The 13,370-nt window shown below is 39.5% G+C and carries 10 protein-coding genes and 1 pseudogene; 7 read left to right on the top strand and 4 right to left on the bottom strand.

What is annotated here, in order from left to right:
• Positions 1 to 33: 33 nt before the first annotated feature.
• The 4 genes from ACWYN3_RS11355 to ACWYN3_RS11340 all read right to left on the bottom strand — a co-directional run bounded on the left by ACWYN3_RS11355 (position 34) and on the right by ACWYN3_RS11340 (position 4,009).
• A complete protein-coding gene (locus ACWYN3_RS11355) occupies positions 34 to 1,065 on the bottom strand; it encodes a PAS domain-containing sensor histidine kinase (protein WP_456221244.1) in 1,032 nt (343 codons plus the stop codon).
• Between the two features lie 193 nt (positions 1,066 to 1,258).
• Positions 1,259 to 1,681: an Hsp20/alpha crystallin family protein gene (locus tag ACWYN3_RS11350; RefSeq protein WP_456221243.1), complete on the bottom strand. Its 423-nt coding sequence runs from the start codon at positions 1,679 to 1,681 to the stop codon at positions 1,259 to 1,261.
• A gap of 115 nt (positions 1,682 to 1,796) precedes the next feature.
• Positions 1,797 to 2,849, bottom strand: a complete 1,053-nt coding sequence (locus ACWYN3_RS11345; RefSeq protein WP_456221242.1) for a response regulator — start codon at positions 2,847 to 2,849, stop codon at positions 1,797 to 1,799.
• Entirely contained in the window at positions 2,846 to 4,009 is a 1,164-nt protein-coding gene (locus ACWYN3_RS11340) for an ATP-binding protein (protein ID WP_456222963.1), read from the bottom strand. Before ACWYN3_RS11340 ends, ACWYN3_RS11345 begins: the two co-directional genes overlap by 4 nt.
• 287 nt (positions 4,010 to 4,296) lie before the next feature.
• On the opposite strand from ACWYN3_RS11340, the pseudogene ACWYN3_RS11335 reads away from it, so the two are divergent.
• The 7 genes and pseudogenes from ACWYN3_RS11335 to ACWYN3_RS11305 all read left to right on the top strand — a co-directional run bounded on the left by ACWYN3_RS11335 (position 4,297) and on the right by ACWYN3_RS11305 (position 13,305).
• Positions 4,297 to 5,486: pseudogene (locus ACWYN3_RS11335) on the top strand (acetate/propionate family kinase).
• A gap of 11 nt (positions 5,487 to 5,497) precedes the next feature.
• Positions 5,498 to 6,058, top strand: a complete 561-nt coding sequence (locus ACWYN3_RS11330; protein WP_456221241.1) for a phosphoketolase family protein — start codon at positions 5,498 to 5,500, stop codon at positions 6,056 to 6,058.
• 20 nt (positions 6,059 to 6,078) lie between these two features.
• The gene (locus tag ACWYN3_RS11325) at positions 6,079 to 7,863 is read left to right on the top strand and encodes a phosphoketolase (RefSeq protein WP_456221240.1); all 1,785 of its coding nucleotides are present in this window, start codon (positions 6,079 to 6,081) and stop codon (positions 7,861 to 7,863) included.
• Positions 7,864 to 7,998: 135 nt separating this feature from the next.
• A complete protein-coding gene (locus ACWYN3_RS11320; RefSeq protein WP_456221239.1) occupies positions 7,999 to 8,247 on the top strand; it encodes a hypothetical protein in 249 nt (82 codons plus the stop codon).
• 12 nt (positions 8,248 to 8,259) lie between these two features.
• The gene (locus ACWYN3_RS11315) at positions 8,260 to 9,642 is read left to right on the top strand and encodes an NAD-dependent succinate-semialdehyde dehydrogenase (protein WP_456221238.1); all 1,383 of its coding nucleotides are present in this window, start codon (positions 8,260 to 8,262) and stop codon (positions 9,640 to 9,642) included.
• A 118-nt stretch (positions 9,643 to 9,760) separates the two neighbouring features.
• Positions 9,761 to 11,581, top strand: a complete 1,821-nt coding sequence (locus tag ACWYN3_RS11310) for a chemotaxis protein CheB (RefSeq protein ID WP_456221237.1) — start codon at positions 9,761 to 9,763, stop codon at positions 11,579 to 11,581.
• Entirely contained in the window at positions 11,581 to 13,305 is a 1,725-nt protein-coding gene (locus ACWYN3_RS11305; protein ID WP_456221236.1) for an ATP-binding protein, read from the top strand. The genes ACWYN3_RS11310 and ACWYN3_RS11305 overlap by 1 nt, the downstream gene beginning before the upstream one ends.
• Positions 13,306 to 13,370 lie beyond the last annotated feature (65 nt).

Below are 13,370 nucleotides of genomic sequence, written 5' to 3'. Positions count from 1 at the left end.
AGCTTCCTTTGCCATTATTTGATTCTACTGAAATCATGCCTCCATGTATTCGACTATTTTTTTACAATAGGCTAAACCAATACCACTACCTTCATATTCAGTCCGGCCGTGCAGACGTTGAAATATCAGGAAGATTTTTTCTTTAAACCTGGGATCTATGCCAATCCCATTATCTTTTACTTCAAAACGCCAGTATTTGGGTACCTTTATTGCAGAGATTTCTATTTTTGGGAACTCATCTTTGTCTCTGAATTTTATGGCATTACTAATCAGATTCTGGAACAATTGGCTCAGCTCTGTCGGATAACATTTTATAACGGGCAAATTTTTATAGGATATTTTTGTCCCGGACTTTTTGATCTGGTTCGCAAGATCAGAGGTCAGTGTATCCAGCAATTGATTGCAGTCAGTTTTTTTTGCTAATTTTTTCTCCGAACCAAGATAGGAATAATCCAGCAAGTTTTTGATCAGCTTTTTCATCCTGTCGGTTGTCTGGATAATAAAATTCAAATATGTATTTGCATTTTCATCAAACAAATGCGCATATTCTGTCTGAAAAAATTCAACCAGATTAGTTACCGTGAATAAAGGTTCCTGAAGATCATGAGAGGCAATATAGACGAATTGTTCGATCTCCTTGTTCTTAATTTCCAATTCTCTTGAACGTTGTCTGATGATGGTTTCTGCCTCCATTTTCTCAGTAAGGTCCCGTGTTATTTTCGCGAAACCGGTTACATTTCCTTTATCATCGTGCAAAGCGGTAATAGTTACTGCGCCCCAGAATTTGGTTTTATTCTTCCTTAATCTCCAGCTTTCATTATAAGCTGTTCCATTTAATGTAGCCTCGGCAAGCGGCCTTTCCGGCAGACCGGTCATTAAGTCGGCATTCGTGTAGAAAACACTGATGTTTTGTCCAATGATCTCTTCAGCCTTGTAGCCCTTAATCTTTTCAGCACTCTTATTCCATGTTTCGATATAACCTTTTTTGTCTAAAACCAAAATGGCATGCCCCTCAATTTCTTCCACTAATTTTAATAATTGCAATTGCTTAATATGTGGTTTCATGAGGTCATTTTTGCATGTTATAGGTAAAGACGGGCTATTTAAATGTAAAGAACCATTCAAAATGATGATGCCTATCACCCGGTGAAAATATAAATTAAAGGGCTGTCCCGAATACGGAACAGCTCTTTATTGTTTGATTTCGTTTTGCATCTCTTTGCAAATCTTCGTTTGTTTTTATTTAATACCCGCTTTTTTACTTGTGTACTTTAATCTCTCTCTTTTGAGGCTCAATTAAACCAACTTTTTTAAGATCTATACAAAGTAATCCCTTGCGGTAAGTGGCAGAAATATGATCTTGTGCTACATCTTGAGGAAGGTGGAATGAACCAGTGAAGGAAGAACGTGAAAATTCTTTTCGGGAATAGTTTTCTTCATTTTTATGCTCTTCCTTACTAGACTCTGCGGTGATAGTCAGTATTCCATTATCGGTAGTAATTTTGAAATCTCCCTTTTTGAATCCAGGGGCGGCAACTTCCAGTTTGAACTTAGCTTCTGTATCCCTGATGTTTACTGCATGCTCAGGTTCATCTGTATTATCAAAAACATCTGTTTTCCAGAAGTTATCGATCATTGAAGATGTTTTTTCAGATTTTTTTGATTTTACTAACTCTTCCATATCGTTTAAGTTTTAATTTTGATATAAAGATCAGCAAGAAATAATAATTTAATTTGATGTGAATCAGTAGAAGGGTTGATGTTAATCATTAAGTTGTTTGCTGTTCACGGCTTAATTAGTTCTTCATTTTCACAAGCCTTTCCAGATCCAGTACCGTAATGGTTGACCCTTCACGTTCAATTATTTTTTCGTTGCGGAAATCTGATAAGGTTCTGCTTACTGTTTCTGTAGCCATACAGGCCATTGCCGCTAAGTCTTCACGTGTAACGCAGAAAAAGTCTTTCTTTATTGTTTGTTGGTGATACAGGCGAAGAATAGCTCCTGCCATTTTTCTTCTTACTGAATCATAAGCCAGCTGGAGGAGCTGCTCTTCTTTTGCCCGATTATCATTGGATAAAAGATGAATGAATTTTCTCGCTACATCAGGATAAAGATTAATGACTTTTTCAAGCTCTTCCACTGGGATCAGGCAGAGTATACTATCCTCTATAGCGGTTGCTGTATCGGTATAAGTACTTTTTCCTAAAATAGCATTAATGCCAAGGTAATCCCCGGATGCATACATACCTGTCATCAATTCACGGCCGTCCAGCGAAAGTTTAATAGTTTTGATCTTACCATGGAGAATCAGGTACAGGCCTTTGCTATGATCTGTCTCATAGTAAACGACCTGGTTTTTTCTGAATTCACGACTCTTATGGCCCGCTATGATCTTTGCAAATTCTGCCAGACCATCAGTTTTGGCTACCAGTAATTTGAATTCATCAGCCGTGTTTTGATTTTGGAGTTGTAAATGGGCTTTTTTTCTTAGTCTGACGTCAATGGCATTCAGCAGTTCAATATCATCAAAAGGTTTGGTTAGATAATCATCTGCTCCCATCTCCATTCCCTTACGCAAGTCATTGTGTTCAGCTTTGGCAGTCAGAAAAATGAAAGGAATTGATGAAGTCTCAGTGTACTTATTGAGCATATACAAAACCCCGTATCCGTCAAGTTCAGGCATCATGATATCGCAGAGAATGATATCAGGAATATGCTTTAAAGCCATTTCTATACCTGTTTTGCCGTTGTCAGCTTCAAAAACAGTGTATTGAGCCATTTCCAGGATCTCAACTATGTTTCCTCTTATGGCGTCGTGATCTTCAATGATCAATATTTTTTTGTTCATGATATTGGAAATGTGAGGGTGAAAAGCGTACCCCGGTTAATTCTGCTTTTGAAATCTACTTTACCATTCATCAGATCGGTGTACCTGGAAAGAATACTTAATCCAAGTCCGTTGCCAGAGATCTTTCCAGTATTGTGGGCACGGAAAAATGGTTCACAAAGATGTTTTTGGTCTTCAAAAGGTATCCCAATGCCATTGTCGCAAATTCTAATGGTACAGTTATTTTCATTGATTTTGGTGTAGAATTGTATGGAACTTTCTTCACCAGAGTATTTTATAGCGTTGTCAATAAGTATAACGATGCAGTTTTTCAATAATGTTTGATCTAGTGTAATCATGACTTCCGAGCCTCTGTGCACAAAGACTATTTTTTGTCTCCCTTTTAAAGCGACTTGCATCTCTTCGGTAATTTCTGCAGCGAATTCAGCCAGATTAAAGTGGTTGAATTTGGTCAGTACTTTTCCGCCATCTAATTTTTCAAGGGAAAGGAAATCATTCAGGATAGCAGTAACATTCAGTACGGCATCTTTTATTTTGTCTACATGCTTGCTGATATTGGGATTGTCAAAAGGAAGAGCATGACGTTCAATAAGCGATGCAGAAAGCTGCACCATACTCAAGGGGGTACGGAATTCATGCGATGCAATAGAAACGAAACGGCTTTTAAGCTTACCTAATTCCTGTTCTTTTGCCAGAGATAAGTTCAGTTCCCGCTGGGTTTGTTCTAAAGTGAAAACAGTATTGTGTAAATTTTCAAGAGATAGATTCAATTCGGCCTTGGTTTGCTCTAAGGCCTCAACAGTTTCCCGAAGAGAAAAGGTTCGCTCCTGTACCTGATCCTCCAGTAAAGCTGCATAATCCTGGAGTTTTGATTCGGCTTCTTTTTCCCGGCTCAGGTCATGAATAAAACCAGCATAAATAATCCTTCCTGAGTATTTTACCTCGCTGACACCCAGACGAAAAGGGAATTGACTCCCGTTTTTTCTCAAGCCAGTCAATTCTCTTCCAACACCAATAATGCTGGCCTGACCAGTTTTTTTATAGCGAAAGAGGTAACCATCATGTTGCATCCGATCTGGTTGTGGCATCAGTATGGAGATGTTCTTTCCAAGAATTTCCTGTTCAGTATAACTAAAGAGTTTGCAGGCTGAAGGATTAATGGATTCAATTATTCCCTGGTCATCTATAGTAATCAGACCGTCTATCGCGCATTATCGATAATCGCTTTAAGCAGAACGGTATTTTCCATATTGTTGGGATATTGCTAACCTGCACAATATAGACAATCCAAAGTGCATATTGTTTTAATTCTAAGTAGTAGTAGTCTGATGATAGAGGTCATCTTTTGTCTGGTGTCCGGTCATGCTTCAGGGAAATATCAACGCCTAGATTTGAGATCGGTTATTTTGCAAACTAATTCAGGCTTGTAATTGGACTATGTTAAGAAATGGATCAGTCAAATACTTTCGGTGGTTTTATTTTGGTACTCAATTCAGGTTCTTCCAGCCTCAAATTTAGCCTTTATCATCATAGCAGCTTGAAATTGGAATGGTCCGGATCTATAACAGGAATTGGGGATAAACAAGCTGAATTGCTAATCAGTGATCCAGCAGGTGAGCTTACATTGAGCAAAGAGACCTGTTATCTTAACCTGGAAATGGCTGCTGCCGAGTTAATCAATAGATTAGAATCGTTATCTGATCGGTTTCCAATTCAATACATTGGCTATCGGCTGGTACAAGGTGGCTCCTTACATAGAACGCCTGAAATAATCAACGAAGATCTGATTGACATGCTTGAGACTTACATTTATCTCGCACCTAATCATCTCCCGGGAGAAATTCAGCTGATTCGAATTTTTCGAAAGTCTTTCAAAAAAGCTATTCATATCGCCTGTTTTGATACATTCTTTCATCAAAATATGCCATCTGTTGCTAAGTTTTATGCCTTGCCCCGGGCGTATCGGGAACAAGGTCTGATGCGTTACGGATTTCACGGACTTTCTTATGAATATATCTTACAGGAGCTCTACAGCAAAAATGAGCGTGTTGATGAAAAGAAAATAATTATTGCGCATTTAGGCAACGGAGCAAGTATGGCCGCGGTTTCCGGTGGGATAGGCCAGGAAACAACTATGGGTATGAGTCCGATTGGCGGCTTGGTTATGAGTACGCGGTCGGGGGATCTGGATCCGGGGGTGATCTGTTTTTGCTAAGGAAATACCAAATGACACCTGAGCAACTGGATGAACTGCTCAGTAATTCCTCTGGGTTGAAAGCAATCGCTGGTACTGGAAATATGGAGCAGTTAATCCAGGATCGGTCTTCAGATCCCCGGGCCCGGGAAGCAATTGACATATTCTGTTACCAGGCCAAAAAACAAATTGCTGGACTGGCAGCAGTTTTAGGTGGAGTGGATATGCTGATCTTTTCAGGGGGGATCGGCGAAAATGCTCCCCTTATCCGTGAACAAATCTGCAGGGACATGGCGTTTATGGGCATCAGGTTAGATCCGGTTCGCAATCAGACCGGAGACCATATCATTTCTACTTTAGATAGCGCAGTTAACATCCAGATAATCAAAACAAATGAGGCCTGGATGATTGCAAAACATATCGGGGATATCACGAACACTTAATAAAAGAAATTATGAATACCTTATCAGAGAAGCATCTTGAAAAGATACATGCTTATTGGCAGGCAATTAACTACCTGTCTGCCGGTCAGATCTATTTACAGTCTAATCCATTATTGAAAAGACCATTGAAATCTGAAGATATCAAACCCAGGCTATTGGGGCACTGGGGTACTTCTCCAGGCTTAAATCTAGTATATGTTCATCTAAACAGACTGATCAAAGATACCAATGCTGATATACTTTATGTATGCGGGCCAGGCCATGGGGCACCAGCAGTGGTAGCGCATACCTATCTGGAAGGAACTTATTCTGAGATTTTCCCCTCAGTTAGCCAGGATGAAGCTGGTATGCTGAAGTTATTCAGACAGTTTTCTACACCGGGCGGTATTCCAAGTCATGTCAGTGCACATACCCCTGGTTCCATCCATGAGGGAGGGGAACTAGGATACTCTCTAATGCATGCTTTCGGGGCAGTATATGATTATCCAGATTTACTGGCTGTTTGCGTAATTGGTGATGGTGAGGCTGAGACGGGACCATTAGCTGCCAGCTGGAACTCTAAGGCTTCCTGAACCCGGTAAGAGATGGTGCAGTGTTACCTATCTTACATCTGAATGGTTACAAAATATCAGGACCCACTGTTTTTGCACGTATGAATGACCACTCTTTAAAAGAATTGTTTAGCGGATATGGATATGAGGTATTCTTTGTAGAAGGAGATGAACCGATCAAAGTGCATAGACAGATGGCTTTAACGCTGGATATAGTTTATCAGAAAATCAAAAACATACAGACGAATGCCCGCAAACTTGGAATCGTCCATGACTTTAAATGGCCAATGATTATCTTAAGGACCCCAAAAGGCTGGACAGGTCCCAAATCATGGAAAGGTGTACCTATCGAAGGTACATTCAGAGCACATCAGGTGCCCTTGACTGGAGTAAAAGAGGATCCTGAAAAATTGAAGATGCTGGAGGAGTGGATGCGTAGCTATAAGCCTGAAAAACTATTTACAGCTCAGGGAAACCTGATTCCGGAATTGGCAGAACTGGCTCCCGCCCGCAGGTATAAAAAACGAATGAGCGCATCGCTCTACGCAAATGGTGGGTTGATGCTACACGAATTATTACTTCCGGATTTTAAAAATTATGCTGTTGTTTTAAGGGCTCCTGGTGAACTGGAGGCCGAAAGTACGCGTAATCTGGGCAAGTATCTTCGTGATGTCATTAAGCTAAATGATAAACACCGTAACTTCCGGTTATTTTGTCCCGACGAAACTAACTCAAATCGCCTGGAAGCCGTATTTGAGGCTACCAATCGCTGTTTTATGGAAGAAATTATCCCGATCGATGATAAACTCGCTCCAGATGGACGTGTAATGGAGGTTTTAAGTGAACACTTATGCGAAGGATGGCTTGAAGGATATATCTTGACCGGCCGGCATGGACTCTTTCCCTGCTATGAGGCATTTGTAACAATAGTCGACTCGATGGTTAGCCAGCATGCCAAATGGCTGAAAACTGCAGGTGAACTTTCCTGGAGAAAGCCCGTTGCTTCATTGAATTATTTACTGACTTCACACGTTTGGAGGCAGGATAATAATGGTTATAGTCACCAGGGGCCAGGTTTTATTGATACGGTCGCTAATAAAAAAAGTACAGTTATCAGAATCTACTTTCCACCAGATGCCAACACTTTACTTTCTGTTATGGATCATTGTCTGCGTAGTAAGAATTATGTGAATGTAGTTATTGCTGGTAAACAACCAGAGCTTCAGTGGCTAAGTATGGACGAGGCGGTTGAACACTGTGCTAAGGGAGCATCCAACTGGGAATGGGCGGGTAATGAAAATGGTACTTTGCCTGATGTCGTCTTAGGGTGTGCGGGTGATGTACCGACACTTGAAGCGATTGCGGCAATTTCCATTTTAAATGAACACCTGCCAGCGCTTAAAGTACGCCTGGTGAATGTTGTAGATTTAATGGCGCTGTCACCTGTGGCGTACCATGCGCATGGGATGAGTAAGGAGCAGTTTAAGCTGCTTTTTACAGATAGCGTACCAGTAATCTTTGCTTTTCATGGTTATGTGCGCATTATTCATGATCTGGTACACGGCAGGCCCGATCCAGCACGTTTTCATGTGCGGGGATTTATGGAAGAGGGTACAACAACAACTCCTTTTGATATGGTGGTATTAAATCAGATGAGCCGCTATCATCTGGCAATGGAAGCAGTAAGGAGAGTACCCGCAATGCAGGAACAGGCAAATGGTTTTGTTAGCTTTTGTGAAGCAAAACTAGCCGAACATAGGGCATATATCTGTACTAATCTGGATGACATGCCTGAAATCAAAAATTGGAAATGGAAAATGAAATAAAGGCTTTGCTGATCTGATGACGAGTGTCTTATGCAGAGATGATTAGCATCATTTCCGATATAGGTGATTACACAGACCTTTAAACTTTATCTGCTTGGGGTAACTCAAATGCAATAACCGCTATTTAAAATGATCATGAATATGATACACTCCAGTGAAGATCAAAAATCTTTGTCCGGCAATACCGGAATAGTTCCTTATGAAGACCAGATGCTGCGGTCTGAGGAGAAATTTAGTTTGTGGGAAAGTAAAAGTTTCTCTGAACGACTGTCTGTTTTCAAAAAAGTGAGTACACTTAGCCGGTATTCTGGAGATCTATTGTCCAATTGGGTTGCCGAGCAGATGGACATCTTATTAGCTAAAAGTGTTACACAATTGAAATAAATAATCCATATTATGGCTATACAGACTATTAATCCTTTTAATAACGAACTTATTAAAAGTTTTCAGGAAATGTCTACGGAATTGGTGGAAGATGAAATTTCTATCGCTGATGAAACTTTCCAAAGCTGGCGTAAAACTAGTTATGCCCAACGGGCAGATCTTTTACACGGTGTCGCAAAATTGATGCGTGAGCAGAGTGACCATTTATCTAAATTGATCACATTGGAGATGGGCAAGTTAATTGCGCAAAGCTACGGAGAGATCGCACTCAGTGCAGATATTATAGACTACTATGCGACGAATGCGGAAACGTTTCTTCGTGACCAAAAGTTGGAAACGGAATTTGGTGAAGCTTATATAAAAAGTACCCCAATTGGTGTTCTTCTTGGTGTTGAACCCTGGAATTTCCCTTTTTATCAGGTGGCGCGTTTTGCTGCACCTAACATTATGGCAGGTAATGTTGTATTAGTTAAGCATGCTTCGAACGTTCCGCAATGTGCACTGGCAATTCAGGAATTGTTTGAGCAGGCAGGAGCACCAAAGGGATTGTACACCAATTTATTTGTCAGCGGAAGCCGCATTGATGATGTGGTCGCAGACCCAAGGATTAAAGGGGTTTCCCTTACAGGGAGTGAAATTGCTGGTGCAAGTATTGCCTCTGCTGCCGGAAAATCTCTAAAGAAATCGGTGCTTGAACTTGGTGGCAGCGACGCCTTTATTGTTTTGGAAGACGCAGATCTGGATATGGCTGTTGATTGGGCTGTTGTTGGGCGGATGAACAATACAGGACAGTGTTGCGTGGCCTCTAAACGGATTATTGTATTGGAAGCTGTTGCTGATGAGTTTTTGGATAAGTTCAAGGGTAAACTGAGTGGGTTGAAAGTTGGAGATCCAATGGATGAGGAAACAGAATTGGGACCATTAAGCTCTGAAGGGGCTGTTATACAGTTGATCGAACAAGTACAGCGAAGTGTCAGGGCTGGCGCGAAGATACTGCTGGGTGGTAAACTAATTGATCGGAAAGGTGCATTTATTGAGGCTACCATTTTAGGTGATATTAAACCCGGTATGGCTGCGTATCATGAAGAGTTATTTGGGCCGGTTGCTTCGTTTTACAGGGTGAAAAATGAGCAGGAGGCAATTGATCTGGCCAATGATTCACCTTTTGGTTTAGGTGGAAGTATTTTTACTAATGATATCGAACGCGGAAAACGTTTGGCTGAACAGATAGATACAGGTATGGTATTCATCAATCATCCAACCTGGACTCAGCCTGATTTGCCTTTTGGCGGAACTAAAGGGTCTGGATATGGTAGGGAATTGTCTAGTCTTGGTATTCAGGAATTTGTCAATAAAAAACTGATTCGGATCAGCAAATTAACAGACCCTTTTTAATTATCTTTCTGAAATATCTCTTCTTTTGCCTGCACATTTATTTATCTGCTGGTTTTGTATCAGTTATATTAACATCCTAATTCATGAATAAAATAGTATTTTCTAACCTGTTGAGGTAATGAGTGAACCTGAATATATTATTGCAATTGGCGCGTCTGCCGGTGGCCTGGAAGAAATCAATTCTTTCTTTGACCATACGCCACTAGATGGGGTATCCTACATTGTTGTTCAGCACCTTTCAGTTTCTTTTAAAAGCAGGATGGTTGAAGTGCTTGCTAAACACAGCAAGCTGGTTGTCGAAGAAGCTACTGATGGTAAGCTCGTGGAGTGCAACCAGGTTTATCTTATTCCGCACGATAAATACATGATCATTGAAAATAACAGATTGTATTTAAGAGCTAAGGAGGAAGTAAATGGAGTGCACCTGACTATCAATCTGTTTTTTAATTCTTTAGCGGCAGATTGTGGGAGAAAAGCGATAGGTATTATTCTTTCTGGTTTAGGAAGTGATGGATCTGAAGGTCTTGTTGCAATTAAAAAAGCTGGTGGAATGGTAATGACCCGAAATCCGGAAACTTCTGCTTTTCCCAGTATGCCATCTAAGGCGATAGCTACCGGAATGGTAGATTTTGTGCTTGAACCGGCAGCAATGCCAGGTGCAATTGAAGATTATGTAAAACACGAGGAAATTTTGCAGGCCGAGAGTTATAATGATGAAGTAAGCCTTAAAGCTATAGTTGAATTGATCAGACAGCAGTCTCCACTTGATTTTTCAGATTATAAATACTCTACCATATTAAGGCGCACCAAAAGGAGGGCGGCCTACCATGATTTTAATAGCCTGACAAAATACCTGGCATTTTTAAAGTCCTCCCCGGAGGAAATTGAAACACTATCAAAAGACTTTTTGATCAGTGTGACCTCATTTTTTAGAGATAAGGAGGCTTTTGAGTATATACGTTATAATATCCTGCCTGGTATATTAAAAAAACTTAAGCCAAATGAAGAACTGAAAATTTGGGTAGCAGGTTGTGCGACAGGAGAAGAGGTTTATTCTTTGGCTATTCTTATTGCTGAACAAATGACGGGAGACTTAGCGCATATTGTGGTGAAGATATTTGCTACCGATATCGACAGTACTGCGTTGGTTCATGCAGGTAAGGGCGTGTATCCGCATGATATTGTTAAAGATGTGTCAGCTGAGCGATTAAAAAAGTATTTTTTAAAGGAGGGCAATCATTATAGGATCAAGCCAAGCCTTCGGAAAATGGCGATTTTTGCGCAGCATGATCTGGTTAAAAATCCACCATATTGTAATATGCATTTTATCAGTTGCCGTAATCTTTTAATTTATATGGCACCTGTATTGCAAAAAAAGATATTTAGCATGTTGCTCTTTGGACTTAAAATGGACGGCTATTTATTTCTGGGATCAAGTGAGAACCCTATGCCAATCATCCAGAATCTTGAAGTCGTAAATAAACAATATAAATTATATAGGAATATCAAGTCAAAAAGGATTGTGAGTTTCGATGCTTTTTCAATGCCAGATTCCCTGGAGGTGAAAAATAAGTCTGCTTGTAGCAATAATGAGCATGTGATCGATAATCCGCTACAGTCGCTTGCCGAAATGATGCATACCAACCTTGCTGATGAACAGGATTATCTGGTCGTATGTGTGGATGAAAATAAGGAAGTGATAAAGTCTTATGGAGACACGAGCAAATATTTGCTTCCAAAACATTTTACATCTAACCTGGAGAAACTGTTACCTAAAAAATTGGAGATGGTTTTCAATACGCTAAGCAATATTGTCTTAAAAACGAATGAAATGGCTCGTTTGAACGGTATAAAGATCAAAATAGCTGATTCATTTGTCAATGTGAATCTGGTAGTGAGCCCTCTGGTAAGTAAAAAAAAAAGGAACAGAGGCTATTAATGGTCACTTTTACAACAGATAAAGAGGTTAAAACTTCGAAAAAAGAAATTCTGGACTTTGATCAGGCTGTCTTCCAGGATCAGTATACACTTAACCTGGAACAAGAATTAAAAGAAGTTAAGCAGAAACTAAATTCTGCGTATGAGCAACTGGATGCTTCCAATGAAAACATGCAGTCCTTTAATGAAGAAATGATTTCTGCCAATGAAGAAATGCAAAGTACCAATGAAGAGATGCAGTCTGTAAATGAAGAATTGGATACTATTAATTCAGAGTACCAACTTAAAAATAAAGAATTGCTGGAAATTAATGATGATCTGAACAATTACTTCAGGAGTAATGTTAACGGGCAGTTATTTATTAATGATGACCTGCTTTTAATGAAGTTTTCTCCAGGTACAGTAAAACAGATCAATTTACTTGAAACTGATATTGGGAGGCCGCTGAGTCATATTACCACTAATATAAAGTTTGAAACCCTTATTGAAGACATTAAGAATGTTTTGAGTAATGGAGATGTCATTACCAAGGAGATTGAAACCAATAATGGGAAATGGTATCAGGTGATGACCATGCCTTATGTGCGTAAATCTGATCAGAAAAATAGCGGTGCGATCATCACCTTCAATGATATTACGGAATTGAAAAAAACTCAGGTGGAATTGGATATCAGTAATAAAATGCTTGGAATGAGTATAGATTCTGCTGAATTAGGTGCTTTTTCTATCCATGTTGGAACACGGGCATTTCAGACATCTGTACATTTTAAAGAAATTTTTGGCTTCTATTCAGAGGAGGAACTTAGTTATGAGGCCGTTATTGAAAGAATTGAAAAGGAACACCGGGATAAATTCATTAATGCTATTGAATCCAGTCTTAACGAAGGTAATAAATGTGATTTGGAATTTCCTTTGCGAAATTTTCACGATAACAAGTTGCACTGGGTTAGGATGATAGGAAATCTTTCCTATAACAATGAGAAAAAAAAAACGGGCTTTTTTACGGGTGTATTAAATGACATTACCGTACACAAGCAGGATGAAATCAGAAAAAATGATTTTATCGCAATGGTAAGCCATGACCTTAAGTCACCGCTTACTTCAATCCAGGCCTATATGCAATTGATCACCTTACAGGTGAAAAAAGGTGAAGATACATTTATCAACTCCTCACTGGCAAGGGTGAATGCATCTATTAAAAAAATGAATACAATGATTAATGGTTTTCTAACCGTTTCTGCTTCGGAGGAGGGACAAATTCATTTAGAACTGGAAACTTTTGAAATGAACAGTTTAATAAATGAAATTGTCGGGGAATCACGTTTTTTAAATTCAGGAATTAAGATTGTCTTTAAAGCCGGGGCAGAATTGATTCTGAAAGCAGATCGGGATAAAATCGGTCAGGTGCTCAATAATTTTCTTAATAATGCGATTAAATACTCAACTGATGAAAAACTTGTTGAAGTATCTGCAATGGAATTTAATGGAACAGTTCAAGTTTGCGTGAAAGATAATGGTATAGGCATAAAAGTACAGGATCAGGAGAAATTATTTGATCGTTATTATCGTATAAAGCGTATGGATACTAAATCAATACCTGGATTTGGATTAGGACTCTATTTATCGGCTGAAATTATCAAAAGACATCATGGCAAGGTGTGGGTGGAAAGTGAAATTAATCGGGGCTCATCTTTTTTCTTTAGCATGCCTCTTTTTACAAATTAATCCAGTTTATATCCCTTCATCTGATTAAAATCACCAATTGTCTTGATTAAAATCATGGCCCACCT

The sequence above is a fragment of the Pedobacter sp. NJ-S-72 genome (genome assembly GCF_053890575.1).
This window is presented reverse-complemented; position numbering and strand designations above follow the sequence as displayed.

Coding starts and splice junctions, on each gene's coding strand:
- ACWYN3_RS11355 (WP_456221244.1), bottom strand. CDS start 1,065: ATGAAACCACATATTAAGCAATTGCAATTATTAAAATTAGTGGAAGAA.
- ACWYN3_RS11350 (WP_456221243.1), bottom strand. CDS start 1,681: ATGGAAGAGTTAGTAAAATCAAAAAAATCTGAAAAAACATCTTCAATG.
- ACWYN3_RS11345 (WP_456221242.1), bottom strand. CDS start 2,849: ATGAACAAAAAAATATTGATCATTGAAGATCACGACGCCATAAGAGGA.
- ACWYN3_RS11330 (WP_456221241.1), top strand. CDS start 5,498: ATGAATACCTTATCAGAGAAGCATCTTGAAAAGATACATGCTTATTGG.
- ACWYN3_RS11320 (WP_456221239.1), top strand. CDS start 7,999: ATGAATATGATACACTCCAGTGAAGATCAAAAATCTTTGTCCGGCAAT.
- ACWYN3_RS11315 (WP_456221238.1), top strand. CDS start 8,260: ATGGCTATACAGACTATTAATCCTTTTAATAACGAACTTATTAAAAGT.
- ACWYN3_RS11310 (WP_456221237.1), top strand. CDS start 9,761: ATGAGTGAACCTGAATATATTATTGCAATTGGCGCGTCTGCCGGTGGC.
- ACWYN3_RS11305 (WP_456221236.1), top strand. CDS start 11,581: ATGGTCACTTTTACAACAGATAAAGAGGTTAAAACTTCGAAAAAAGAA.